At 61.2% G+C, this 25166-nt stretch carries 26 protein-coding genes; 8 read left to right on the top strand and 18 right to left on the bottom strand.

Features of this window, described 5'->3' with window-relative positions:
* Window positions 1–70 precede the first annotated feature (70 nt).
* Together BN1120_RS16665 and BN1120_RS16660 are read left to right on the top strand one after the other, a co-directional pair.
* Window positions 71–550, top strand: coding sequence for a putative pterin-binding protein (locus BN1120_RS16665; protein ID WP_042017169.1), 480 nt, complete (start codon window positions 71–73; stop codon window positions 548–550).
* Window positions 547–2196 carry a GGDEF domain-containing protein gene (locus BN1120_RS16660; protein WP_042017095.1) on the top strand — a complete coding sequence of 550 codons (1650 nt, stop codon included), beginning with the start codon at window positions 547–549 and terminating at the stop codon, window positions 2194–2196. Before BN1120_RS16665 ends, BN1120_RS16660 begins: the two co-directional genes overlap by 4 nt.
* An 89-nt stretch (window positions 2197–2285) precedes the next feature.
* Here BN1120_RS16660 and BN1120_RS16655 read toward each other — a convergent pair whose 3' ends face one another.
* The 7 genes from BN1120_RS16655 to BN1120_RS16625 all read right to left on the bottom strand — a co-directional run bounded on the left by BN1120_RS16655 (window position 2286) and on the right by BN1120_RS16625 (window position 9060).
* The gene (locus tag BN1120_RS16655; RefSeq protein WP_041211440.1) at window positions 2286–3311 is read right to left on the bottom strand and encodes a substrate-binding domain-containing protein; all 1026 of its coding nucleotides are present in this window, start codon (window positions 3309–3311) and stop codon (window positions 2286–2288) included.
* Window positions 3311–4243 carry a ribokinase gene (gene rbsK / locus BN1120_RS16650; protein ID WP_042017094.1) on the bottom strand — a complete coding sequence of 311 codons (933 nt, stop codon included), beginning with the start codon at window positions 4241–4243 and terminating at the stop codon, window positions 3311–3313. Before rbsK ends, BN1120_RS16655 begins: the two co-directional genes overlap by 1 nt.
* Window positions 4244–4341: 98 nt before the next feature.
* A complete protein-coding gene (rbsB, locus tag BN1120_RS16645) occupies window positions 4342–5217 on the bottom strand; it encodes a ribose ABC transporter substrate-binding protein RbsB (protein ID WP_010674790.1) in 876 nt (291 codons plus the stop codon).
* A gap of 30 nt (window positions 5218–5247) precedes the next feature.
* Complete coding sequence (gene rbsC / locus BN1120_RS16640) at window positions 5248–6216, bottom strand: ribose ABC transporter permease (RefSeq protein WP_042017092.1); 969 nt, start codon at window positions 6214–6216, stop codon at window positions 5248–5250.
* On the bottom strand, window positions 6213–7742 hold the full coding sequence (rbsA, locus tag BN1120_RS16635) for a ribose ABC transporter ATP-binding protein RbsA (RefSeq protein WP_042017090.1): 1530 nt from the start codon (window positions 7740–7742) through the stop codon (window positions 6213–6215). Before rbsA ends, rbsC begins: the two co-directional genes overlap by 4 nt.
* A gap of 35 nt (window positions 7743–7777) precedes the next feature.
* Window positions 7778–8197, bottom strand: coding sequence for a D-ribose pyranase (gene rbsD / locus BN1120_RS16630; RefSeq protein ID WP_010674787.1), 420 nt, complete (start codon window positions 8195–8197; stop codon window positions 7778–7780).
* A gap of 245 nt (window positions 8198–8442) precedes the next feature.
* The gene (locus tag BN1120_RS16625) at window positions 8443–9060 is read right to left on the bottom strand and encodes a glutathione S-transferase family protein (protein ID WP_039040777.1); all 618 of its coding nucleotides are present in this window, start codon (window positions 9058–9060) and stop codon (window positions 8443–8445) included.
* Between the two features lie 257 nt (window positions 9061–9317).
* On the opposite strand from BN1120_RS16625, the gene BN1120_RS16620 reads away from it, so the two are divergent.
* Window positions 9318–10073 carry a DUF2189 domain-containing protein gene (locus BN1120_RS16620; RefSeq protein WP_042017089.1) on the top strand — a complete coding sequence of 252 codons (756 nt, stop codon included), beginning with the start codon at window positions 9318–9320 and terminating at the stop codon, window positions 10071–10073.
* 60 nt (window positions 10074–10133) lie between these two features.
* Window positions 10134–10796, top strand: coding sequence for a DUF2987 domain-containing protein (locus BN1120_RS16615; RefSeq protein ID WP_042017087.1), 663 nt, complete (start codon window positions 10134–10136; stop codon window positions 10794–10796).
* A 71-nt stretch (window positions 10797–10867) separates the two neighbouring features.
* Here the strand turns inward: BN1120_RS16615 and ttcA are convergent, their stop codons facing one another.
* From ttcA to ccoN, 11 genes are all read right to left on the bottom strand, one after another.
* On the bottom strand, window positions 10868–11776 hold the full coding sequence (gene ttcA, locus BN1120_RS16610; RefSeq protein WP_010674783.1) for a tRNA 2-thiocytidine(32) synthetase TtcA: 909 nt from the start codon (window positions 11774–11776) through the stop codon (window positions 10868–10870).
* A 67-nt stretch (window positions 11777–11843) separates the two neighbouring features.
* Window positions 11844–12791, bottom strand: a complete 948-nt coding sequence (gene uspE, locus BN1120_RS16605) for a universal stress protein UspE (protein ID WP_039040780.1) — start codon at window positions 12789–12791, stop codon at window positions 11844–11846.
* Between the two features lie 136 nt (window positions 12792–12927).
* The gene (locus BN1120_RS16600) at window positions 12928–13683 is read right to left on the bottom strand and encodes an FNR family transcription factor (protein WP_041215139.1); all 756 of its coding nucleotides are present in this window, start codon (window positions 13681–13683) and stop codon (window positions 12928–12930) included.
* Window positions 13684–13751: 68 nt separating this feature from the next.
* Entirely contained in the window at window positions 13752–14438 is a 687-nt protein-coding gene (locus BN1120_RS16595) for a sulfite exporter TauE/SafE family protein (protein WP_042017085.1), read from the bottom strand.
* The gene (gene ccoS / locus BN1120_RS16590; protein WP_039040783.1) at window positions 14422–14628 is read right to left on the bottom strand and encodes a cbb3-type cytochrome oxidase assembly protein CcoS; all 207 of its coding nucleotides are present in this window, start codon (window positions 14626–14628) and stop codon (window positions 14422–14424) included. Before ccoS ends, BN1120_RS16595 begins: the two co-directional genes overlap by 17 nt.
* A gap of 82 nt (window positions 14629–14710) precedes the next feature.
* A complete protein-coding gene (locus BN1120_RS16585; RefSeq protein WP_042017166.1) occupies window positions 14711–17107 on the bottom strand; it encodes a heavy metal translocating P-type ATPase in 2397 nt (798 codons plus the stop codon).
* A gap of 88 nt (window positions 17108–17195) precedes the next feature.
* On the bottom strand, window positions 17196–17684 hold the full coding sequence (locus BN1120_RS16580; RefSeq protein ID WP_039040784.1) for a FixH family protein: 489 nt from the start codon (window positions 17682–17684) through the stop codon (window positions 17196–17198).
* Window positions 17685–17797: 113 nt separating this feature from the next.
* The gene (ccoP, locus tag BN1120_RS16575; protein WP_039040785.1) at window positions 17798–18787 is read right to left on the bottom strand and encodes a cytochrome-c oxidase, cbb3-type subunit III; all 990 of its coding nucleotides are present in this window, start codon (window positions 18785–18787) and stop codon (window positions 17798–17800) included.
* Window positions 18787–18966 carry a CcoQ/FixQ family Cbb3-type cytochrome c oxidase assembly chaperone gene (locus BN1120_RS16570; protein ID WP_010674775.1) on the bottom strand — a complete coding sequence of 60 codons (180 nt, stop codon included), beginning with the start codon at window positions 18964–18966 and terminating at the stop codon, window positions 18787–18789. Before BN1120_RS16570 ends, ccoP begins: the two co-directional genes overlap by 1 nt.
* Before the next feature lie 11 nt (window positions 18967–18977).
* Window positions 18978–19592, bottom strand: coding sequence for a cytochrome-c oxidase, cbb3-type subunit II (ccoO, locus tag BN1120_RS16565; protein WP_010674774.1), 615 nt, complete (start codon window positions 19590–19592; stop codon window positions 18978–18980).
* An 18-nt stretch (window positions 19593–19610) separates the two neighbouring features.
* Entirely contained in the window at window positions 19611–21035 is a 1425-nt protein-coding gene (gene ccoN / locus BN1120_RS16560) for a cytochrome-c oxidase, cbb3-type subunit I (RefSeq protein ID WP_042017084.1), read from the bottom strand.
* Window positions 21036–21314: 279 nt separating this feature from the next.
* Here ccoN and BN1120_RS16555 point away from each other — a divergent pair, with 279 nt between their 5' ends.
* The 4 genes from BN1120_RS16555 (at window position 21315) to prc (ending at window position 25110) form a co-directional block, all read left to right on the top strand.
* Window positions 21315–21773, top strand: coding sequence for a hypothetical protein (locus BN1120_RS16555; protein WP_042017082.1), 459 nt, complete (start codon window positions 21315–21317; stop codon window positions 21771–21773).
* 108 nt (window positions 21774–21881) lie between these two features.
* The gene (locus tag BN1120_RS16550; protein WP_042017080.1) at window positions 21882–22340 is read left to right on the top strand and encodes a GAF domain-containing protein; all 459 of its coding nucleotides are present in this window, start codon (window positions 21882–21884) and stop codon (window positions 22338–22340) included.
* A gap of 101 nt (window positions 22341–22441) precedes the next feature.
* Complete coding sequence (gene proQ, locus BN1120_RS16545) at window positions 22442–23086, top strand: RNA chaperone ProQ (protein WP_010674770.1); 645 nt, start codon at window positions 22442–22444, stop codon at window positions 23084–23086.
* 8 nt (window positions 23087–23094) lie between these two features.
* Window positions 23095–25110: a carboxy terminal-processing peptidase gene (gene prc, locus BN1120_RS16540; protein WP_041211433.1), complete on the top strand. Its 2016-nt coding sequence runs from the start codon at window positions 23095–23097 to the stop codon at window positions 25108–25110.
* Window positions 25111–25166: the final 56 nt, after the last annotated feature.

Raw genomic sequence — 25166 nt, 5'->3', positions numbered from 1 at the left:
ACAGTTGCATTGACCCACTGAAATCGCCACACTGACACCTAACTTCAAGATGCAGCTGGCACAACATGTCATGAACTTTCCAATGCGCGGGATGGCCTCTCTCCTGCTGGTGCTTTTCTCGTTCGGTACCCAGGCCTCCTCCTCTTCGCTATTGCAACTGATCCTGCCGGACAAGCGGGAAATCACCCTGGATGAGGCGGCGTTGGCCGCCTTGCCACAAGTGGAATTCGAGACGGCGACGCCCTGGACCCTCGGCACTCACCGCTATCGTGGCCCGACCCTGAAGAGCGTGCTGGCGGCGCAGCAGGTGGATAGTGCCAGCGCCATCGATGTCGCCGCACTCAATGGCTACCAGCAGCGGGTTGATCTCTCCCTGTTTGCCAAGGTGCCGCTGACCCTGGTGCGTTACCAGGATGACAAACCGCTCACCCGTCGCAATAAAGGGCCGCTCTGGCTGCTAGTCCCCCTCTCGGCCCATCCCGACATGGATGTGTCCGCCATCCACAACAACATGGTCTGGCAGGTGATCCGCATCGAGGTTGTCCCGTGACGCGGCGACAGCGAGATAACCTGCTGCTTGCAGCCATTTCCCTGCTGTTTCTTTTCTCGTCCCTCTGGGGGCTGCTGCTGCAGAGTCGGCACGAGCAGCTCGTTGACATGTTCTACCGCAACACCCACTGGAACATCAGCCAGGTAATGCAGGAGTCCCAGCGATTTCTCTATGATGTGCGCCTCTACCGTGCCGGGGCGCTCGACATGGCGGCCCTGAGCCTGGATTACGATCTGCTGTGGAACCGGCTGGATGTGTTCCTGATCAGTACCGAGACCGCCGATGCGCGGGCGAGGCATGGGTTGGGGGAGGTGCTTGAACGGCTCTTTGACGAACTCAAGGCGCTGGATCCCCAGATGCAGTCCGGGGAGCTGAAGAGGGGGAAAGCCCTCGATCTTGCCCTCGTCCGGCTGACCGGCTTGACCCATCAGGTGGAGCAGATTGGGGATCAGATCCTCTCCGGCCAGGAGCGGGAAGCCTCCCTCAACCAGTTGCGGCAGAGCCTGTTCTGGATCCAGATCTGGCAGTTGATCCTGCTGGTGATGGGCTGTGTGCTGGTCTTTGCCCTCATTCGAACCAATCTGCAGAATCGTCGCCTCTCCCTGCTCGATCCCATGACTCGGCTTGGCAACCGTCGGGCCTTGCAGGGGCAGCTCAGGCAATCCCTGCTGCAAGATCGGGTCCAGGCGCTGGCGGTGCTGGATCTGAAGCGGTTCAAGCAGGTCAATGATCTGCTCGGATACCAGGTTGGTGATCGCCTGCTGCAGGCGGTCGCGGCCCGGTTGCGTCAGGCATGCCCCGGCCGTGCGTACCGGTTGGGGGGCGATGAGTTCGCCGTGGTGCTGGACGACGAAGAGGGAGATCTCGATGCCCGCATGGCCGCCATGGTGAGCCTGTTGCAGTTTGAGTTCGTGACCCGGGAAAGCAGCTTTGATCTGGCGTGTCGCTTCGGAGTGGCCAGGTGCGAGGGTGGCGAGGATGCCGATGAGCTATTGGAGCAGGCCATATTGGCATTGAACGAGGCCAAGCGTGAGGGGACCACCCTGGTGTGGTATCAGAGTGCGATGAAGGCTGACCTCCACATGGCCCAGCGGCAGTTGCACCAACTGCGGGAATGGCTGGCGGGGGCCGCCCCTTCACCCCTGGAGACCCTCTGCGAGCCGATGAGAGACGAGCAGGGCGTGCCGGTGACGGCGGTCAGCCTGCGCTGGCGGGTGAGCCAGCAGCCCTGTGACGTGGGCTGGATGCAGGAGCGTGGTGTCCTTGGGCCTGTGATGGCGCGATGGCTGACAGAAGAGCCATGCAGTGGCACCTTGCTGGTAAGGCTTCATCAGCCTGCCCAGCTGGCCCCTCTGCTGGCGAGCCTGCCCCCCTTGCCACAGGGGAGGCTGATCCTGGCATTGCCTGCGCTGATACAGGATGCCACCCTGCTTGAGAAGGTGCGCGAGTGTGGTTGCATGCTGGCGCTGAGCGAGCTTGGCAGCAGCGCCCCCGAACTGCTGCAGGCGGGCTGGCCAATTCGCTACTGGCTGCCAGCCCCCTCCGGGTACGAGGCGCTGCTCCAGCCGTTGGCAACGGCGCTGGGGCTGCTGCGCCTGGCTCCCCGGGGAGAGGCGCAGCAAGAGGATGATCTCAAGCTGAGTTGAGTGGTGGCTTATGCAGTCTCGGGGCCGATGCCAAGGAGACAATACACAGAAGGGCGGCTCATGGCCGCCCTTCTGCTGCTTGCTGGCACTTAAACTGGTTTGCTGTCCGGTGAGGAAAAGGGAGCGCAGGAGTGTCTGATCACCAGGTCCGGATCCACGGTGATCATGCGGTTTGCGATGGGCTCGCCGTTGATGCGCGCCAGCAGCCGGGTGACGGCGAGGCGGCCCAGCTCCTCTTTCGGTTGATTGACCGTGGTGAGCGGGGGGGACATGAACTGGGCCAGCGCCACATTGTCATAGCCGACGATGGAGAGATCGCGGGGGATCACCAGCCCCGCCTGATGGGCGGCACTGATGACCCCCATGGCCATCATGTCGTTGCAGACAAATAGCGCGGTGGGACGCTCTGGCAGTGCCAGCAGGCGGGTCATGGCGGCGGCGCCGCTGGCGCAGTCAAAGTCTCCCTCCTGGATCCAGCCCGGATTGACGGTGAGCCCGGCCTCCTGCATCGCCTGCTCGAAACCCGCCTGGCGCTGGTTGGCCGGGGCGCGGCTGTGGGGGCCCGTGATGCAACCGATGGCAGTGTGACCCAGCCCCAGCAGGTGGCGGGTTGCCAGGTAGCCGCCGCGATGGGAGTTGTCGGCGATGAGATCCACCTCGCCGTTCTCCATGCCCCAGTCCATCACCACGACCGGCAGGCTCTTGAGCCAGTCGAGCTGGTTGAACACCTCCTGCTGCCCTTCACTGCACATGATGAGCAGGCCGTCGACCCGTTTCCTGAGCATCATCTTGAGGTAGGAGAGCGCCGTCTCGGCCTGTCCTTCGGTGTTGCCCAGCATCAGGTTGTAACCCTGCTCGAAGCAGTAGCGCTCCACCCCGCGCACCACCTCGGCGAAGAAGGGGTTGCTGGAGGTGGTGACCAGCATGCCGATGCTGTTGGTCTCCTTTACCTTGAGGCTGCGGGCCACCAGGCTCGGGGCATAGTTGAGATCGCGCATGGCGGCGAAGACCCGCTCACGGGTCTCCTCGGCGACGAAGCGGGTCTCGTTGATGACGTGGGAGACAGTGGTGGTCGACACCCCCGCCAGCGCGGCCACCTCCTTGATATTGGCCATCAGTGCCCCTGTGCAGTTTGTTCAAGGAGGAAGGCGTCGACCTCCTGTTTGCTCGGGATGGAGCTCTGGGCTCCAAACCGGGTGACGGAGAGTGCCGCCGCCCCGTGGGCAAAGCGTACGGCCGCGTCAAAGTCGGCGCCGGCGAGCTCGGCCGCCAGGAAGGCGCCGTTGAAGGTATCCCCGGCCGCCGTGGTATCCACCGCCTTGACCCGAAAGCCCGGCATGAGCGCCTGTTGCTGCCCCTTGCTGCAATAGACCCCTTGAGACCCCAGGGTGATCATCACCTCACCGATGCCCATCTGGTGGAAGCGGGCGGCAGCCTCACGGGCGCTCGCTTCGTCCGTCACCTTGATGCCGGTCAGCAGCTCGGCCTCGGTCTGGTTGGGGGTGATGAGGTCCACCAGCGCCAGCAGATCCCTTGAAAGCGGGCGAGCGGGGGCGGGGTTGAGCACCACCCGGGTGCCGTGGGCACGAGCCAGACGGGCCGCTTCCTGCACGCTCTCGAGCGGTACTTCCAGTTGCAGCAGCAGGGTGTGGGCGGCGGCGATCATCGCCTCGTGACCTTGCACCACGGTCGGGGTGAGGGCGCCGTTGGCTTCGGCGGAGATGCCGATGCTGTTCTCCCCCTCGTCGCTCACATAGATGATGGCGATGCCGGTGGGGAGCCTGGGGTCGAGTTCGACGGCGCTGACATCGATGCCGTCGTTGGCAAACCTGGTCTTCATCTGGTGGCCGATGGCATCATCACCGATGCGGGCGATGAAGGAGACAGGGGCGCCGAGGCGGGCGGCGGCCACCGCCTGATTGGCACCCTTGCCGCCGGGAACGACCTGATAGCTGTGGCCGGTCAGGGTTTCACCGGGGCGGGGAAAGTGGGGGACGCGCAGCACATGATCCGCATTCACGCTGCCGAGGACTACGAGACGATTCATTCCTATCACCCTTGGTTGAGTACATCCTGGTCTGGGTGGGCCCAGACCAGGCGGCACTGGCAGAAAAAGAGAGGGGAGGCGAACCTCCCCCCAACAACTTACTTGTTGACGATTTGCAGCGGTACCGGGATGGATTTTTCCACCGGTTGACCCTTGAGCACCTTGTCGGCGGTTTCCACGCCGATGGCGCCGATGAGGGCGGGCTGCTGGGCCACGGTGGCGGCCAGTTTACCCTTGGCCACGGCGGCTTTGCCATCGTCGGTGCCGTCAAAGCCCACGATCATCACCTCTTTGCCGGCGGCCTGCACGGCGCGGATGGCACCCAGCGCCATCTCATCGTTCTGGGCGAACACCGCCTGCACGGTCGGATGGGCGGCCAGCAGGTTCTCCATGACGTTCAGGCCCTTGGTGCGATCAAAGTCGGCGGGCTGGGAGGCCAGCACCTGCAGCTTGTTGGCGGTGACCGCCAGGGCGAAGCCTTCGCCGCGATCACGGGCGGCGGAGGTACCTGCGATCCCTTCCAGCTGGATCACCTTGGCACCGCTGCCCAGCTTCTCGGCGATGAAGTCGCCAGCCAGCTTGCCACCGGCCACGTTGTCGGAGGCGATGTGGGCCTTGACGTCACCCTGGGCTGCGCCGCGGTCCAGGGTCAGCACCGGGATGTTCGCCTTGTTGGCCAGGCGAATGGCGTTGCCCACTGCTTCGGAGTCGGTCGGGTTGATCAGGATGGCGTTGACCTTGCGCACGGTGAGATCTTCCACGTTGGAGAGCTCCTTGGCCGGGTCGTTCTGGGAGTCCAGCACCACCAGCTCGTAGCCAAGCTCCTTGGCCTTGGCTTCGGCGCCCTCCTTCATGGTGACGAAGAAGGGGTTGTTGAGGGTGGAGACCACCATCGCCAGGGTGTGATCCGCGGCCTGGGCGGTGCCCAGCACGGACATGATGGCGGCAGCGAGCAGGGTATTGAGCTTTTTCATCATTTCATTCCTTGTGTGTGGCGTGGCTTGTTAACGGTTGCTTTTGTTATCGATCATCACGGCAAGCAAAATCACGCTGGCCTTGGCGATCATCTGGTAATAGGAGCTGACGTCGAGCAGGTTGAGGGCATTGTTGAGGAAGCCGATGATGAGGGCACCGATCAGGGTACCCATGATACGGCCCTTGCCCCCCATCAGGCTGGTGCCCCCCAGCACCACGGCGGCGATGGCATCCAGCTCGTACCCCATGCCGGCAGTGGGCTGGGCGGACGAGAGGCGGGATGTGACGATGAGCCCGGCCAGTGCCGACAGCATGCCGCACAGACCATACACCGCGAGCTTGACCCGATCCACATTGATACCGGAGAGGCGGGTGGCCGATTCGTTGCCGCCGAGGGCATAGATGTAGCGGCCCAGGCGAGTGTGATTGAGCAGGTACCAGGCCAGCAGGAAGACGATGGCCATCAGCCAGATGGGCACCGGCAGACCCAGCAGGTAGCCGGTCCCGAGCCAGGCGAAGTGATCGGCGCCGTCACTGAAGCCCGTGGAAATGGGGCGCCCCTCGGTGTAGACCATGGTGACGCCGCGCAGGGCGGTCATGGTGACCAGGGTGGCGATGAAGGCCTGTACCTTGCCCTTGGCAATGATGAGGCCGCTGATGCTGCCAAGCAGGGCGCCGGCCCCCAGGGTGAGGGGGATCACCAGGGCAATGGGCAGCTCCATGGCCACCATGGTGGCGGCCAGGGCGCCGCACAGTGCCAGTACCGAGCCGACCGACAGATCGATGCCGGCGGTGAGGATGACCAACGTCATGCCGACCGCCATGATGGCGTTGACCGATGTCTGGCGCAGGATGTTGAGCAGGTTGTCGGCGGTGAAGAAGTTGGGGCTCAGGAAGGAGACCACGCCGATCAGCACCAGCAGCGCGACCAGGGACTTGTTCTCGATCCACCAGGCCTTGCTCATGACGCCGCGGCGGGAAAGGGTTTGGGTTGTCATTGTGCTGCCTCTTGCTCTGCTTGCCACTGTTTACCGACTGCCGCTGCCATCAGCTTCTCCTGATTGGCATCGCGGGTGTTGAATTCTGCGCTGATGCGCCCTTCGTGCATCACCATGATGCGATCACTCATGCCGAGCACTTCCGGCATTTCGGAGGAGACCAGGATGATGCTCATCCCCTCCTTCTTGAACTGGTTGATGAGCTGATAGATCTCCTTCTTGGCGCCGACATCGACGCCGCGGGTCGGTTCATCCAGGATCAGCACCTTGGGCCGGGTCAGCAGCCCCTTGGCGATGGCCACCTTCTGCTGGTTGCCGCCGGAGAGGAGCTTGATCAGCTGATCCTGACTCGGGGTCTTGATGTTGAACAGACGCACATAGTCCCCTACCGCCTGGCGCTCGGCCTTGCCGTCAATCTTGCCGCCACGAATGAACTCGCCGAGGGCGCACAGGCTCATGTTCTCCCGCACCGACAGCTCCAGCACCAGGCCGTCACCCTTGCGATCCTCGGAGATATAGGCGATGCCGGCGTCCAGACCATCGGCCGGGCTTCTGGGTACCAGGGCGTGGCCATCTACCGTCACCTGGCCAGCGCTGATGGGGCTGGCACCGTAGATAAGCTTCATCAGCTCGGTGCGGCCGGAGCCCATCAGGCCGCTAAAGCCCAGAATTTCCCCCTGACGCAGGGAGAAGCTCACCCCGCGCACGCCGGGACCGGCCAGATCCTTCACCTGCAGGCTGACCGGGCCGAGCTCGCGCACCAGGCGCGGGTACTGCTCTTCCAGCCGACGGCCCACCATCATCTCGATGATCCTGTCTTCATCGAGATCGCTCACCGCCTGCTCGCCGATCCACTTGCCATCCCGCAGCACGGTGACCCGATCGCAGATCTCGAAGATCTCTTTCAGGCGGTGGGAGATGTAGACGATGCCGCAGCCCTGCTCGCGCAGTTCGCGAATGACGGTGAAGAGCTGCTCGGTCTCGGTGTCGGTCAGCGCATCGGTGGGTTCGTCCATGATGATGACGCTGGCATCGAACGACAGCGCCTTGGCGATCTCCACCATCTGCTGTTCACCGATGGAGAGATCCCCGAGTCGGGTATCCGGGCCGTGCTTGACGCCAAGTCGCGCCAGCAGGGTGCTGGCCCGTTCGCGCAGCTGTTTGTGGTCGATGCTGCCAAAACGGGTACGGGGCTCTCGGCCGAGGAAGATGTTGGCGGCAATCGACAACTCCGGCAGCAGGTTCAGCTCCTGGTGGATGATGCTGATCCCCTGATCCTGAGAGTCACGGGGGCCCTTGAAGTGAACCGGCTGGCCGCGATAGCTGATGCTGCCCGCATCGGCCTGGTAGATGCCGGTCAGCACCTTCATCAGGGTCGACTTGCCAGCGCCATTTTCGCCGAGCAGGGCCATCACCTGGCCCGGATAGACCCGAAGACCCGCTTCGTCGAGGGCGCGTACCCCGGGGAAGGTCTTGACGATCCCGGTCAGCTCCAGAATGGGTGAGAGGGGGGAGGTTGTGCTCATTTGCAGCTTCCTTGAAGAGGCCTTCTTTGAAGAATTCAGAACGCCACACCGGCGCAGAGGATCAGGTTGGCGTAGGGAGTCACCTCGCCGCTGCGCACGATTGCCTTGCTCTGGCAGGAGCGAGCCTTGAACGCTTCGTGCAGGCAGTACTCGATGGTGATGGGCTTGCCTTGAGCCGCGGCGTGGGCCTCCAGCTGATCCACCAGCGCCTGATGGGCGGCGGGGCTGATCTGCTTGATCTCGCTTGCCATGATCACCTTCTCCACCACCAGATCGGTGAGCAGGGCGGTCAGTACGGTTTCAAGGCTGGGGGTGCCCGCCATCAGCGCCAGATCGATACGCTCGGGGCCTGCCGGAATGGGCAGGCCAGCGTCGCAGACGGTGATCTCGTCGGTGTGGCCCATCTGCGCGACCAGCGCGCTTAAGGGAGCATTGAGCAGCTTGCCTCGTTTCATACAGCACCTCGGCGGCCTGGGACCGCATATGGATATTGAGTTGGGCAATCGGTTACGCAACCGGTTGCGTCATTAGGGCGAAAGATAGGTGTTAACCGTTAACGGGTCTAGGCAGTGATGACGAAAATGTGAAAACGATCTCAGTGACAGGGCAATTTCAGAAGAAACGGGTGCCAGAAGAGCACCCGTCTGAGAGGCGTCGCCGGATGTTGCCCGCACAAAAAGGCGTACCCGGCGCGAGGAGATCAGAGGGCGAGCGCCGCCTGCACTGCGGGGCGGGCCAGCATGCGCTGATAGTGATCCGCCACCTTGGGAAACTCGCTGATGGCAACCCCGTCGCTCTCGAGCCAGCCTGCAATCACGAAGAGGTAGATGTCGGCCAGGCTGAAGCGCTCCCCCAGTACCCAGGGGCCGGCCAGATAGTGGCGCTCAATCTGGTCAAAGCCATCGCGCATGTTCTGGGGCATCTTGGCCTGCATGGCAGCCATGGCCTGTTCATCGTCGGCCCAGCGGCCGGGACGGCGTCCATGGGCATGGGCGACATGGACGGTGGAGACGAGGAAACTGTGTACCTCCTGCATCCTGGCCAGGAGGAAGGGGTCATCCAATGGGGCCAGCCCGGCGTTAGGAAAACGCTGGGCCACGTAGAGCAGCAGGGCCGGTGTTTCGGTCAGCACGCCATGCTCCGTCACCAGTGCCGGGACTCGCCCCTTGGGATTGATGGCGAGGTAGTCGGGGCTGCGCTGTTCACCAGCGGCCAGATCCAGGCGCTTGACAAGGTGAGGGGCACCGGCCTCCACCAGAGCGATGCGCACCGCCATGGCACAGGTACCGGGGGCAAGATAGAGCGTCAGTTCGGACATGACCGTTTTCCTTGTGTGAGAGAGAAGAGCCAGTGGACATCTCGTCCGCCAGCGCGCGCCATCATCCTACTCCCGTTGGACAGAGGGGCCAAGGGTGAGGGGAACCTCATCAAGAAGGGCTGCAAGGCCTTTGGTATCAATGGCTTTCTGAACGGAAGATAACAGGAAAAACGGCTACGCATGCCGGTTCAAACCGCTATAATGTGCCACCTTGGATCAGTCGTCAGTGAATGTTGGACAGTCAATTGAGTAATAGAATGCGGATCGGTGGAACCCTCGAACAGTCCCTCAGCCAGGGATATCGTCTGGACCTGCAAGGGGTGTTGAAAGAGGGGTGGCAACAGACTCGTCGTACCGGTTTCGGATTGGCGCTGGCCATCGCCGGGGTCATGGCAATCTGGATCCTGCTGAGCAATACCTTGCTGACGCCCTATGTCGCCCGTGAAGGAGGGGATATGGATATGGCCCTGATCCTGAGCCTGCTGGTCACGGTGATCATGTCACCCATGACCTCCTCCCTCGACATGCTGGGGTTGCAGCAGTCGGTGGGGGTGCGCGCCCGGCCGAGCCAGGTGTTCGACTTCTTCCGCCACTTCCTGCGCCTGGGCAGCCTGAGTCTGCTCGGCAGCCTCATCACCAGCCTGTTTGGACCCCTGTTCGAGCTGCTGGGTGTGCCGGTGATGCTGGCCTTCATCCCTTCCGCCCTGGTGGGCATGGGGCTGGTGTTTACCGTACCTCTGGTCCTGGAGCGCGGTCTTTCCCCGGCTCAGGCCATTCTGGTCTCCCTCAAGCTCTTTGCCCGGGGCTGGCCCAGCATAGTGCTGCTGCACGGGGTCATGCTGGCACTCTTCTTCCTGGCGCTCATCCCCATGGGGCTGGGACTTATCTGGGTGGCGCCGCTCTACTTCAACTGCAAGGGCATTCTCTACCGGGATCTGTGTGGGGTGGCAGTCGAAGTGACCGAGGTTGCCAGTGGCAACGACGGGCAGGGCCCGGATCATTTCAACGCATAACGGGATACCAGGGGTCAGCCGGTGTCGACCCGCCCGGAGCATGATGCAAAAGGATGGCATATGAACAAGCGATACGGGATGGCGGCGCTCCTGCTGGTACCCATGCTGGGACAGGCTGAGCCGTCCCTTGAACTCGACTACGGCACCTTCTACAGCCAGATGAAGACCTTCGCCAAGGGGGAATTTGGCCACGCCAGACTGGGCTTTTATCTGGCCAGTCAACAGAACGGTCGGCGATGCGGGCTCACCTCGGCCCGGGTCTCGACCCCGGACAGGGATGTGCCCGCCGAGGTCACGGTGGATGGCGAACTGCGTCTGCCCTATGACGATGATCTCAACCTCGACAAGGCGATCGTGGTGGTGGGGCTCACCGAGGCCCACGCCGCCTGCGATCTGTCGGTACAGGTGATGGCTGACGCCCCCGCCACACCCGAGGTGCCGCTGGCCGAGCTCGTCTCGCGCCAGCAGCAGATGCAGCGATTGCTCGACAAGATGGCCGGCATGGTCGGCCAGTATTTCCTGCCCAAGATGGAAGGGGTGCGGATCTCCATGGTGGCGCCCGCAGGCACAGCCTACCTTGTGGAGGGGGCCCGTCAGGAGGCCGTCTCCTGGCAGCAGGGGCAACTGCTGCTCAGCAATGCGCAGCTGAAGGGGTTTGCCCAGGGCAAGCTGCAACTGCAAGGGGAGATCCTGCGTCTGACCCCCTGGCTGCATAAGGGGTAGCGACCCGAGTCCGCAGATTGCCAGAATGAAAAAAGGAGCGCCTGGCGCTCCTTTTCTGTGGGTGACGGGGCTTAGCGCACCTCAATCACGTCCAGCATGTCCATCTCGTCGATGTCCAGCAGCGGCGCCTTGGGCAGCTCGGGCGGATCAAATGCCTTGTCGCCACCGTCGATGATGCCGGAGTCGCGGTTGATGCTCTTGAAGTCAAACAGCTGGTGATCGAGCAGGTGGCTCGGGATCACGTCCTGAATGGCGGTGAACATGGTTTCGAGACGACCCGGGAAGCGGCGATCCCACTCCTGCATCATCTGTTTGATGGCCTGGCGCTGCAGGTTCTCCTGGGAGCCGCACAGGTTGCAGGGGATGATGGGGAAGGCCTTGACCTCGGCATAGCGCACCAAGTCTTTCTCCTTGCAGTAAGCCAGGGGGCGGATCACCACGTTCTTGCCATCGTCGCTCACCAGCTTGGGGGGCATGGATTTGAGCTTGCCACCGTAAAACATGTTGAGGAACAGAGTCTCGAGGATGTCGTCACGGTGATGGCCAAGGGCGATCTTGGTGCAGCCCAGCTCCTGGGCGGTGCGATACAGAATACCGCGGCGCAGGCGGGAGCAGAGCGCGCAGGTGGTCTTGCCCTCCGGTACCTTCTCCTTGACGATGGAGTAGGTATCTTCTTCCACGATCTTGAAGTCGATGCCGAGGGTGCTCAGGTATTCGGGCAGCACGTGCTCGGGGAAGCCGGGTTGCTTCTGATCCAGGTTGACGGCCACCAGATCGAAATGGATGGGGGCGCTGGCCTTCAGGCTCATCAGGATGTCGAGCATGGCAAAGCTGTCCTTGCCGCCAGACAGGCAGACCATGATCTTGTCACCCTCTTCAATCATGTTGAAGTCGGCGATGGCCTGGCCCACGTTGCGCCGCAGGCGTTTCTGCAGCTTGTTGAAACTGTATTTCTCTTTGGCGTTAAGCTCTTCTAGCATGGCCTCAAACCCGGGACAAAAATAAGCGGCTTATTATAGCCATGTCCCGGGGGAGGGCAAGAAACGCTTATGCAGGATGACGCCTGTCATCCACAGGGCAGCTGTAATCGTCGGGTTTGAGGATGAGAATGTCGCAGTTGAGCCTGTCCACCACGTGCTCGGCGGTGTTGCCAAGCAGGGCGGCAGAGAGGCCGGTACGGCCGACGCATCCCATGATCATCAGGGTGGCATTCAGATCGTCCGCCATGTCCGGCAGCACCTCCTCCGGCAAGCCTTCCGCCACCTTGGTCCACATGTGGTTGATGCCGAACTGATCGGCATGTTCCCGCAGCAGATCTTCATGGTGTTTGCGAATGGCATCGTTGTAGGCGTTGGGATCGAACTCTGGCAGTTCGATGGCGACATTGACCGGGGTGCCCGGGTAGGTGTTGACCAGATAGAGACTGGCACCAAGCAGCTCGGCGATGGCGATTCCCTCGCGGGTGATCCGCTCGTTGAGCACCTTCTGCTCCTTGTCATCGCTCGAGCAGTTGATGGCGGCAATCAGGTTGCCCCCCCGTTGCCAGTGCCCTTCTTTTACCAGCAGAACCGGACAGGGGCATTTGCGCAGCAGGTGCCAGTCGGTGGGGGTGAAGATGAAGGTTTGCAGGAAGGAGTGCTTGTGAGTCGCCTTGACAACCAGATCGTGACGCTGTTCCAGCACTTCCTGAATGACGCACTCGAAGGGACGGTTGTGCCAGAGCACTTTCACTTCGCATTCCAGTCCTCTGGCCCGATAGGGAGTGAGGATCTCGTCGAGCCACTCCCGACGCTGGGCGATGACACCATGGCGCATCTCTTCCCGCTCGTCTGCCGAGAGCATGGCGGTCATCTCGTAAGAGAAGTCGTAAATCGTCAGGAGCAGGGTCAGCTGGGCGCCCTCATCCAGCTCGGCGACCTTGACCGCGCGCTCGAGCGCGATCTGGCGCTCCTCCTCGGGATTGATCACCACCAGAATGTTTCGGTACTTGACCATGTTCTCCTCCTTGGCAATAAGGCCAATGATGGCAACTCTTTAGCTATTACAGCTTAGTCCAAGGGGGGAGACGGGAAGGTGTGCCGGATCAAATTTCAGGGTGATCCGATCCGGCAAAAGAGGGAATAAACGGGGATTAACCGCAGGGAGGACGAGTGGCTCCGGCCATGACGCCCAAGGCAACGTTGTCCAGTACAGTAATGTATTTGCCTTTGACGCTGATGAGACCGGATTTCTGGAAACGACCCAGCAGGCGGCTGATGGTCTCGACGGTGAGACCGAGGTAGTTGCCGATGTCCCCACGGGTCATGGAGAGGCGGAACTCCTTGGCGGAGAAGCCGCGCTCGGAGAAACGAACCGAGAGATTGTGCAGGAAGGCAGCGAGGCGCTCTTCGGCGTTCTTTTTGGAGAGCAGCAGTATCATCTCCTGGTCGCCCATGATCTCGTTGCTCATCAGCCGCATGATCTGCTGGCGCAGTTTGGGCATCTTGCCAGAGAGGTCGTCGAGCACATCGAACGGTATTTCGCACACCATGGCGGTTTCCAGCGCCTGGGCGAAGGAGGGGTGGGCCTGCTTGTGGATGGCGTCAAAGCCGACCAGATCGCCCGCCAGGTGGAAAGCGGTGATCTGTTCGTCACCCTGTTCGGTGATGGTGTATGACTTGATGGTCCCGGAACGGATGGCATAGAGCGACTTGAGCTCATCGCCGGCCTTGAACAACTCTTCACCCTTCTGGATCGGCTTTTTGCGCTCGATGATGCTGTCGAGCTGATCGAGCTCGTTGTCGTTCAGGGTGAAGGGGATGCAGAGCTGGCTGATGCTGCAATCCTGGCAATGAATTGCACAGCCACCGCTCTGAATACGTCTGCCAGGTTTCTTGTCCGGGATCATAGGCTCAAATGAATAATTGATTTATATCAAACAAGTTTACCACCATCTCATCCGTTTTGGATAGGGTTTCAAAAGGACGCCATCCCGATCCAGAGGGTGTGGATCCCGTAGGCAATAAGCAGCAAGGCGCCCCCAAGGCGCAGGCTGCGCAGGGTGAGCCAGTAGCGTAATCGGTCTGCCAGCCCCCCCAGCGCAAACAGGGTCGGCAGAGTGCCGAGGCCGAAAAAGAGCATGATGAGTGCCCCGCCACTCGCGGAGCCTGCAGCAGCGCTCCAGGTCAGCATGGAGTAGACGAGGCCGCAAGGGAGCCAGCCCCATATCATGCCAAAGGGGAGGGCCTGCCAGGCTGATGTAAACGGGAGAAACCTGCCTGCCAGCGGCTTGATGAGAGGCCAGAACTTCGCACCGATGCGCTCGAGCAGCAAGGCGCCATGCCACCAGCCAGCCAAGTAGAGGCCGAGCGCTATCATGAGCAGGGCGGCGATGAGGCGAAGCCCTGCCAGGGCGTGTTTGCCGGCGCCTATCTCCGTGGTGGTGGCGAGCAAGCCGCCCACCAGCGCGCCCGCCAGCACATAGCTCAGGATGCGCCCCAGGTTGTAGTTGAGCAGATAACCGAGCCTGCCCCAAAAATGCTGCTGCTCGGTAGGTATGGCCATGGAGAGCGCTGCAGACACGCCGCCGCACATGCCGATGCAGTGGCCGGCACCGGCAAGCCCGACCAGCAGGGCGCCCATGAGGTCAAGGCTGCTGGTCATGAGGCCTGCTTTCCTGTTCTGCTTGTTGTTCAGGGGAGGGCAAGGGGCGCTGCTCCTCGTCAAACAGGATGTTGGAGCCCTGCCTGTCGAGATCCTCGAACTGCTCGGAGCGGATGGCCCAGAAGAAGACGGCTCCTGCAATGACAACGAACAGGATGGCGATGGGGATGAGGACGAAGATGATGTTCATGGCGCAGACCCTGTGGTGAAAGGGGGATGATAACCCGGCGAGGCAAGAGGTGCCGCCACCCGGGAGGATGCCAGACGGCTGCTCACCGGTTGAGCCGCATGGAGTTGGTGACCACGATGAGGGAGCTCAGGGACATGCCAGCAGCCGCCAGATAAGGGGGGAGCCAGCCACTGGCCGCCAGCGGCAGCACAAGCAGGTTGTAGCCGATGGACCAGGCAAAGTTCTCCTTGATGATCTTGCGAGTGCGCAGGGCCCGGGCCCGGGCGGCCAGCAGACGGGAGAGATCGTCGGCCAGCAGGATGGCGTCGGCGCTGTTCTTGGCCAGATCCGTGCCCCCCGCCATGGCAAAAGAAGCGTGAGCGCCGGCCAGCACAGGGGCGTCGTTGATGCCATCTCCCACCATGATGCTGATATCCCCGGCCGCTTCCCGGGCCTTGAGGTAGGCCAGCTTGCCGTCCGGGGTGACCCCTTTTACCAGCTCATCGACCCCCAGCTCGCGGGCCAGCATGTCCGCCTGGTCCGAACCGTCGCCGGTGAGGATGGTGGTCTTGAGGCCGGCCGTCTTGAAGGCCTGGATCAGTGCACCGGCATCGGGGCGCAGTGTGTCGGCCAGGATGAAACGGGCCAGCAGTCCGTGTTCATCGGCCAGATAGATGGCCAGCCCTTGAGCGGCACTCTCTTCCTGCGCCAGTTCGAGCCAGCGTGCACTGCCGATGCGGTAATGCTTGCCCTCAATCACTCCCTGCACGCCGTGGCCGATGACGGGGGTGACGTCGCTGGCGGTGAGCTGCACCCCGTCCGCCAGTGGTTTGCTTCGAAACGCACGGGCGATGGGATGCTCGGAGTAGGTTTCCAGGGCCTGGGCGAGGGCGAGGCAGCGGGTTGCGTCGAGCTCGCCGAGGGGTTGGGTGCTCATCAGGCTGATGTTGCCCGTGGTCAGGGTCCCCGTCTTGTCCATCACGATGCGGTTGGCCCGGGTCAGAATGTCCAGCACGTGGCCGCGGCGCAGCAGAATGCCGCTGCGGGTCAGGTTGGCAGTGGCCGAGGTCAGTGCGGTCGGGGTGGCCAGCGAGAGGGCGCAGGGACAGGTCGCCACCAGCACCGCCAGGGTGACCCAGAAGGCCCGTTCGGGCTGATGAAAATGCCAGAAGGTCCAGACCGCAGCCGCAATGATCAGGAGCACCAGGATAAAGTGGCGCGACAGCACGTCCGCCAGTTGGGCGATGGCGGGCTTGTCGTCCAGAGCATGATCCTGCAGGCGCATGATCTGGGCGAGACGCGACTCTTCAATGGAATGGCTGACCCGGATCTCCAGGGGGGCATCGGTATTGATGGTGCCTGCATAGACGGGATCCCCGGCCTGCTTGAGCAGAGGCAACTGTTCGCCAGTCAGCATGGATTCGTTGAGGCTGGCCTGGCCCAGGGTGACGATGCCGTCGGCTGGCAGAGTGGCCCCCGCGAGTACCCGCACCCTGTCTCCGACTCGCAGCGTCTTGGCGGCCACCTCGTGTTCGCCGTCATCATCGATGCGAGTCGCCATGATGGGCACCAGGCGCGCCAGGTTGGAGCTCGATTCCGACGCCTTGCGCCTCGCTCGCAGTTCCAGCAGACGGCCCAACAGCAGGAAGAAGACGAACATGGTGATGGAGTCGTAATAGACCTCACCCGTGTTGAAGACCGTGGCCCAGATGGAGGCGACGAAGGCGCCGATCAGTGCCAGCGACACCGAGACATCCATGGAGAGGTGCCCCTGCTTCAGGCTGCGCCATGCCCCCACGTAAAAAGGCTGGGCCGAGTAGATCATGATGGGGGTGGAGAGCAGAAGGCTTATCCACTTGAAGTAGATCATGAACTCCTCTTCCACGCTGATGAAGAGGTCCATGTAGAGTGCCACGGCGCACATCATCACCTGCATGGATCCAAGCCCGGCCAGCGCCATGCGGAACATGTAGCTGCGCACCTCTTTGGCGTAGAGCGCTTCCTGCTGATGAGTCTGGAAGGGATAGGCGCGATAGCCGACCCTGGCAAAGCCCTTGAGAATGTCGCTCAAAGAGAGCTGGGCCGGATCCCACTTGATGCGGGCGCGATGGGTGGTGGTATTGACGTTGATGTAACGCAGACCGCGCAGGGTCATCAGGTGCCGCTCGATGAGCCAGGCACAGGCGGCGCAGGTCAAGCCTTCCACCGTCAGCTGGATCTCGCGCGTAGTTTCGCGACCCGTACCGGTGTCGGTGACGAACTCCTGCTGCACCTCCGCCAGATCGTAGTGGGTGAGGGCGGCGAGCTCTTCGGGCACCAGCTCCCCCTTGATGCCGGGAGCGGTGCGGTGTTCGTAATAACTGGCGAGGCCGCATTCGAGAATGGTCTGTGCCACGGCTTGGCAGCCAGGGCAGCACATCGGCTGAACGATGCCTTTGATCTCGAGAGTAAAGTTACTGCCAGTGGGAACCGGTTCACCACAGTGAAAACAGCCGGTCATGGTGATCATCCCTCTTTGATGCAGCCCTGCAGGCCGGGTCGGGGAGAAGGGCGGCTGACCGGCGTGCCGATCACCCTGCCTTCGTGATTCAACGTCCCTTGGGATCGAGCTCAATCGCTGCCTGAGTCGGCAGTTGTGCCGTCTCCTGGAGGCGCCATTCATGGTTGAAGGCATCGACCCGCACGTGCCACTTGCCGGTGAGGGGCTTGTCCAGCATCAGGCGATAGACTCCCTTGCCATCGGCCGTCAGCAGATGTTCGCTGTCCAGGCCCGCCAACGTGGGATGAAACAGGGAGAGGTGCAGTGCTTGTCCTGGTGGGATCTTCCCTGCCAGGGGAGTCAAGGTCAGCTCCTTGTCGCTGACATTGAGGGCGATACGGATGCCGAGCGCCTCGGCGCGATCGAACTTGCTGAGATCCTGGTTAATCTCCTTGCCCTGCTTGTAGTAGTCCTCCGCCACCAGGTTGACCCCATCCTTGCTGGCAATGATGGCGGTGGCGATGCTGCCTACCACGGCGGCGCAGGGGAGGGCGATGATGAACCAGGGCCAGAATTGGCGATACCAGGGTTGAGTCATGATGCTACCGAAACAAATGGTTAACGAAATGGCGGTAATTCAGCCAACACAAGATAACAAAAAGCCTCGAAGAGTCGAGGCTTTTTGCTGATTAATCACGTGCTTATCACATGTTACTGCTGATTTTGCCGATCGTTGTGGGACAAGCTGTAAACGTAGGAAGCGAGCAGATGTACCTTGTCTTCCCCCAGAATGTCCTTCCAGGCCGGCATCACGCCGTGGCGCCCGTGGGTGATGGTCTGTTCGACCACCTGACGGGAGCCGCCATAGAGCCAGATGTTGTTGGTGAGATCCGGTGCGCCGAAGGCGATGCCGCCCTTGGCATCCGGACCGTGGCAGGCGGCGCACATGGCAAAGCGTGCTTCCCCTTTCTTGGCTTCCACCAGATCAACCTTGCGACCGGAGAGGCTCAGCACATAGGAGGCCACCTCCTTCACCCCGTCCTGACCCAGGATCTCGCCCCAGGCGGCCATGATCCCCTGACGACCGCCCATGATGGTGGTCTTGATCTGGTCGGGTGCGCCGCCCCACTGCCATTCGCTGTCGGTCAGGTTCGGGAAACCTCGGCCACCACGGGCATCGGAGCCATGACACTGGGAACAGTTTTGCAGGAACAGGCGCTGACCCACCTTCAGGGCTTCCGGATCCTTGGCGATCTCGGTGATCTCCTTGTAGCTCTTGCCGTCAGCCTGATAGGTCAGCTCGCGGAACTTGGCGCCGTAGATCTCGTCAGCCTTGGCGAGTTCCCGGTCGTATTCCACCGCGCGTCCTTCGGCCTTGGCAGACTCGGCCGCCGCCTTGGACTCGGCCAGGGAACGCACATCCTGGTTGGAGCTCTGCCAGCCCAGCAGACCCTTGAAGTTGCCAAGGCCCGGGAAGGCGAGCAGGTAGATGAGCCCGGTGACGATGAAGAAGAGGAACATATAGGACCACCACTTCGGCAGGGGATTGTTGATCTCCTCGATGCCGTCGAAGGTGTGACCCATGGGTTTGCCCTCTTCGGCCCCCATCTTGTCCTTCATGCACCAGGCCAGCAGCAGGAAGCAGCCGAGAATGGTGCCAAGGCTTATGACGGTCACAAAAATGCTAAACAGAGTGCTCATTATTGCTTCGCTCCTGCGTTCTTGTTATCAGCACTGGGTTGCTCGTCATCGGCAAAAACCAGGTTGGCGGCCTCGTCGAAAGAAGCCTTGCGGCGCTTGCTGTAGGCCCAGACGATGATGCCAATCATGATGACCATCAGCAGCAGGGTGTACAGGCCGCGAAATGTGCCGTAATCCATATCCCGACTCCTTATTTCAGGGCATGGCCCAGTGATTGCAGATAGGCGATCAGCGCATCCAGCTCGGTCTTGCCCTTGACGGCCTCACCGGCACCGGCGATGTCGGCATCGGTGTAGGGCACCCCGAAGTGATCCCGGAACAGAGCCAGCTTCTTGCCGGTCAGCTCGCCGCTCAGCACATTGGTCTCGAGCCAGGGGAAGGCCGGCATGTTGGACTCGGGCACCACGTCGCGCGGGTTGATGAGGTGGGCGCGATGCCAGTCATCTGAGTAGCGACCGCCGACCCGGGCCAGATCCGGGCCGGTACGCTTGGAGCCCCACAGGAAGGGGTGCTCCCACACGCTCTCGCCGGCAACCGAGTAGTGGCCGTAGCGCTCGGTCTCGGCGCGGAACGGGCGGATCATCTGGCTGTGGCAGACGGTGCAGCCTTCGCGGATGTAGATGTCGCGTCCTTCCATCTGCAGGGCGGTGTAGGGCTTGAGGCCCTCCACCGGCTCGTTGGTCTGCTTCTGGAAGAACAGGGGGGTGATTTCCACCAGGCCCCCCAGGCTGATGGCGAAGATGATGCCAATGACCAGCATGGGGACGCTTTTTTCAAAAATCTCGTGACGGTTGTTGTTGCTCATGCTTTAAACCCCTTCAAATCAGGCTGGCTGTGCGACGGGTTCCAGAGAACCCTTGGGCGCAGTGACGGTGCGGTAGGCGTTGTAGGCCATCAGCAGCATGCCGGTGACGAAGAAGCAGCCACCCAGGAAGCGCACGAAGTAGAAGGGATAGGAAGCTTGCAGCGCCTCCACGAAGCTGTAGGTCAGGGTGCCGTCGTCGTTGACCGCACGCCACATCAGGCCCTGCATCACACCGGAAATCCACATGGCGACGATATAGAGCACGGTGCCCACGGTGGCCAGCCAGAAGTGGACGTTGATGAGTTTGATGCTGTACATGCGCCCCTGCCCGAACAGGTTCGGGATCAGGTGGTAGACGGCGCCAATGGACACCATGGCAACCCAGCCCAGGGCACCGGAGTGAACGTGACCGATAGTCCAGTCGGTGTAGTGGGAGAGGGCGTTGACGGTCTTGATCGCCATCATGGGACCTTCGAAGGTCGACATGCCGTAGAACGACAGGGAGACGATCAGGAAGCGCAGAATGGGGTCATAACGCAGCTTGTGCCAGGCACCCGAGAGGGTCATGATGCCGTTGATCATGCCGCCCCAGGAGGGCACGAACAGGATGAGGGACATCACCATGCCCAGCGACTGGGCCCAGTCAGGCAGGGCGGTATAGTGCAGGTGGTGCGGACCGGCCCAGATATAGAGGGAGATCAGCGCCCAGAAGTGCACGATGGAGAGGCGGTAGGAGTAGACGGGGCGACCCGCCTGCTTGGGCACGAAATAGTACATCATGCCAAGGAAGCCCGCCGTCAGCAGGAAGCCCACCGCGTTGTGGCCATACCACCACTGCACCATGGCATCCATGGCACCGGAGTACATGGAGTAGGACTTCATGCCGGAGAGGGGCACTTCCATGTTGTTGACGATGTGCAGCACGGCAACCGTGATGATGAAGGCACCGAAGAACCAGTTCGCCACATAGATGTGGGAGGTGGTGCGTTTGATCAGGGTGCCGAAGAAGACGATGGCATAGCTCACCCAGACCACGGCGATGGCGATGTCGATGGGCCACTCCAGCTCGGCGTACTCTTTGGAGGTGGTGTACCCCAGCGGCAGCGAGATGGCTGCAGACAGAATGATCGCCTGCCAGCCCCAGAACACGAAGGAGGCGAGGGGACCACCAAACAGCCGGACCTGACAGGTGCGTTGCACCACGTAGAAGGAGGTGGCCATCAGGGCGCTGCAACCAAATGCGAAGATGACCGCATTGGTATGCAGGGGACGCAGACGGCTGTACGTCAGCCAGGGGGTGTCGAAGTTGAGGGCAGGCCAGATCAGCTGGGCTGCAATCAATACACCCACCGACATGCCGACGATACCCCAGACAATCGTCATGACGGTGAACTGGCGCACAACGGTGTAGTTGTACTCAGGGTGGTTTGTTGTATGGCTCATCGTTGTATTCCGCTTCCGATGCTGTTGTTTGTGTTGCCCGGTGTCCTGGGCCATTTTCACCCCGGTTTTGCAAAATCCTCTCGTTAACATCTGTTAATAAAAGGAAAAGCAAAAGGTGGTTAAATGAAAATCCATTGAGAATGATACTGAAATGACCGGTAAAATAACAGTACAAACAGTGATATATTTGGCTCCAGCGGGTCTCATGTCCGCCAGTTTTTACCTTGCGCCAGATCACGAAAATTACATTTTCAACGTACCTTACAGAGCTGTTTTTTCATGAAAGAGAGACTCACTTCACGCAAAATCGTCCACCTGTCCATGGTGCTGGTCATTTTGCTCTCCCTGATGGCCTATCGAACCTGGTTTTCAGGCACTGGAAGCGACCATGAAGAGGGCACCAATGTTCAGATTTGTGATCTGTCCCACAGCCCCTGCCGCCTCATCGTCGGGGATCGCCCGCTGACGGTCAGCATCGATGGCTTGCCGATCCGCCCTGAACATGACTTTGTCCTGCGCCTTCAAGGGGGTGTGCCGGCCATCACGCCGGTCAAGGCCTGGCTCGAGGGCAAGGAGATGTTCATGGGGCTCATCCCCGTGCTGTTTGAACCCAGCCAAACGGGGTGGCGAGGGGTGACCCAGGTGGGAAGTTGTACGACCGAGGCGATGGACTGGCTCCTGACCATCGAGTGGAGCAATGGCCAGCGCCATCAACTGACGTTGGGCGCGGCACGTTGAACGGACTCTCATCGGGCCCCAGGAGGGGGGATAATTGAAAATTGATTTGAAATTTTCAGGCAGGACGGTACCTTGCATGGATTATCAAGGAGTGAAGTTCATTTAATCATGATTGAAAAACAAGCATTTTATCGCACGCTCAACCAGCAGGCCCAGGCATTGCTAGAGGGCGAACCCGACATGATCGCTACCCTGGCAAACCTGTCTGCACTGCTCAATCAGGAACTGGCTGACATCAACTGGGTTGGTTTCTACCTGCTGCAAGGAGAGACCTTGGTGCTCGGCCCGTTCCAGGGCAAGCCGGCCTGTGTGCGCATCCCGGTCGGGCGCGGCGTCTGTGGCACAGCGGTGGCCGATGGCAAGACCCAGCTGGTGGACGACGTGCACCAGTTTGCGGGTCACATCGCCTGTGACGGTGCCAGCAACTCGGAAATCGTGATCCCGCTGCGCCGTGGCGGGGAGATCATCGGGGTGCTGGACATCGACAGTCCAATCTTTAACCGCTTTGACGAGCAGGACCGGATTGGCCTCGAAGAAACGGTGCAAATTTTGGAAAGCATGCTCTAAGTCATTGCTAGATGGTTCGCAAAAGGTCCCAAGCTCTCTATAATGGGGCCTTTGTTGTGTTCGGGCATGCCCGTGCGTCTATATGAAAGCCAAGGTTATACATGGAAAACACTGAAAAGCTGAAGAACAGTAAAGAGATCGTCGCCTACCTGGTCGAGAAATTCCCGGCCTGCTTCATCGCTGAAGGAGAGGCCAAGCCACTCAAGATTGGCATCTTCCAGGATCTGGCCGCGCGTCTTGCTGATGACGAGAGAGTCTCCAAGACCATGCTGCGCTCTGCTCTGCGTCAATACACCTCCAGCTGGCGTTACCTGCATGGCCTCAAGGCTGGCCAGGCCCGTGTCGATCTGGACGGCAACCCGGGCGAGCTGCTCACCGAAGAGCACATCGAGCATGCCAAACAGGCGCTCAAGGAGAGCAAGGAACGTGTCTTTGCCAGCCGCCGCACCAACACCAAGGAGAAGGAAGACAAGCCCAAGCAGCCGCGTCGCAACGCGCCGCGCAAGGCTGACGCTCCCCGCTCCGACAAGCCCAAGTCCGCCCCTGCTCCCAAGGCTGCACCGGTCGCCGATGCGCCGCTGGTGAAAGTGGATGCCGCTACCCTGAAAGTCGAGCAGGGCGTTCGCGTCGTGCTGGGCAAGTCCCCTGTGCCTGCGACCATCAAAGAAGTGACCAAGGATGACGTACAGGTTCAATTGCAGACCGGCATGATGTTGCGGGTCAAGTTCGAGCATCTGGTTCTCTAAGGAGACGAATGTTGAAGCATGGCGTGATTCGTTTTTCACTCGTTGCCTGTAGCTTGGCGCTTGCCGGGCTCGCACAGGCCATCGAGCCGGTGCTCAAGGAAAGTGATTTGCCTGTGTTGGCTCAAGAGAGCCAACATGCTACGGCCAGCAAGCGAATTGCCAATCTGTTTACCCGCTCCCACTACAAACAGTTCAAGCTGGACGACGCCTTTTCCTCCGTGATCTTTGACAAGTATCTGGAGAATCTGGACTACAGCCGCAACCTGTTTCTGGCCTCTGACATCAGCCGTTTTGAGAAATATCGTACCGGTTTTGACACCGACCTCGAGCGAGGGCGGCTGGCTCCGGCCTACGAGATGTTCAACCTGAGTCAGCAGCGGCGGTACGAGCGGTTCGAATACGCCCTCAAACTGCTCGACACTCCCTTCGATTTTACCCAGAAAGACAATTACGTCTTCGATCGGGAAGGGGCTCCCTGGCCCAAGGATGAAGCCGAGCTCAACGAGCTGTGGCGTCAGCGGGTCAAGTTCGATGCCCTGAGCCTCAAGCTCAGCGGCAAGGAGTGGCCCGAGATCAAGGAGCTGCTTGGCAAGCGTTACAACAACGCCATCAAGCGGATGTCCCAGACCGAGAGCGAGGACGTGTTCCAGCTCTTCATGAACTCCTTCGCCCGCGCCATCGAACCGCACACCAGCTATCTGTCTCCGCGCAGCGCCGATCGGTTCAACACCGAGATGAACCTCTCGCTGGAGGGGATTGGGGCCGTGCTGCAGGCGGAAGATGACTTTACCGTCATCCGCTCCCTGGTGCCAGGCGGCCCGGCGGCCAAGTCCAATCACCTGAAACCCGATGACAAGATCACCGGGGTGGGGCAGGACGACGGCAAGATTGTGGATGTCATTGGCTGGCGTCTTGACGACGTGGTCGAGCTCATCAAGGGGCCCAAGGGCAGCAAGGTGAAGCTGGAGATCCAGCGCGGCAAGGGTGCAACCGCCAAGACCGAGCTGGTGGAGCTGGTGCGTGACAAGGTGCGTCTGGAAGACAGAGCCGCCAAGTCCAAGGTGATCACCGCCGAGGGCAAGAAGATCGGCGTGCTCGAGATCCCGAGCTTCTACGTCAACCTGCACGACGACGTGATCAAGGAGATCTCCAGCCTCAACAAGCAGAAGATCGACGGCCTCATCGTCGATCTGCGCGGCAACGGCGGCGGTGCCCTGACGGAAGCCTCCGCCCTGAGCGGTCTGTTCTTCGCCAGTGGTCCCGTGGTGCAGATCCGTGATCACATGGGTCGCATCACCGTCAATGGTGACGACGACGGCAATGTCTACTACGGTGGCCCCATGTCGGTGATGATCGACCGCTACAGCGCTTCGGCGTCCGAGATCTTCGCCGCCGCCATGCAGGACTATGGTCGTGCGCTGATCCTCGGCGAAAACTCGTTCGGCAAGGGGACGGTGCAGCAGCATCGCAGCCTCGCAAAGGTCTATGACTTCTACGAGCAGCCGCTGGGTCACGTGCAGTACACCATCGCCAAGTTCTACCGTATCGATGGCGGCAGTACCCAGAACAAAGGGGTTGCACCCGATATCGCCTTCCCGACCGCAGTGGCGCCGGGGGAGACGGGGGAGAGCCGCGAGTTCAACGCCTTGCCCTGGGACAAGATCGCCTCGGCCAGCTACGAGCGACTGGGGGACTTCTCCAGCCTGTTGCCCAAGCTGAAAGCGGCCCACGAGGCGCGGATCACCAAGGATCCGGAATTTGCCTATGTGCTGCAGGACATCAAGGAGTATCAGGCGGACAAGGACAAGAAGTCGGTCTCCCTGAACGAAGCCGAGCGGCTGGCTGAACAGGCCAAACAGGACGAGAAGGCGCTGGCGCGAGCCAACGAGCGGCTGACCCGTCTTGGCAAGCCGACGGTGAAGAGCCTGGATGAACTGCCGACCGATTTCGAGGCACCTGACGAATACCAGGTGGAAGCGGCCAACATCACGGCGGATCTGGCCACCCTCAGCAAGAAGAGCTGATGCTGGCAACGAAATGACAAGGGCGACTCGGGTCGCCCTTTCTTTTGCCTGAATGC

The organism is Aeromonas caviae, from assembly GCF_000819785.1.
GTDB lineage: Bacteria > Pseudomonadota > Gammaproteobacteria > Enterobacterales > Aeromonadaceae > Aeromonas > Aeromonas caviae.
Note: the sequence above shows the minus strand (reverse complement) of the source record. Positions and strands in the feature narration are given on the sequence as shown.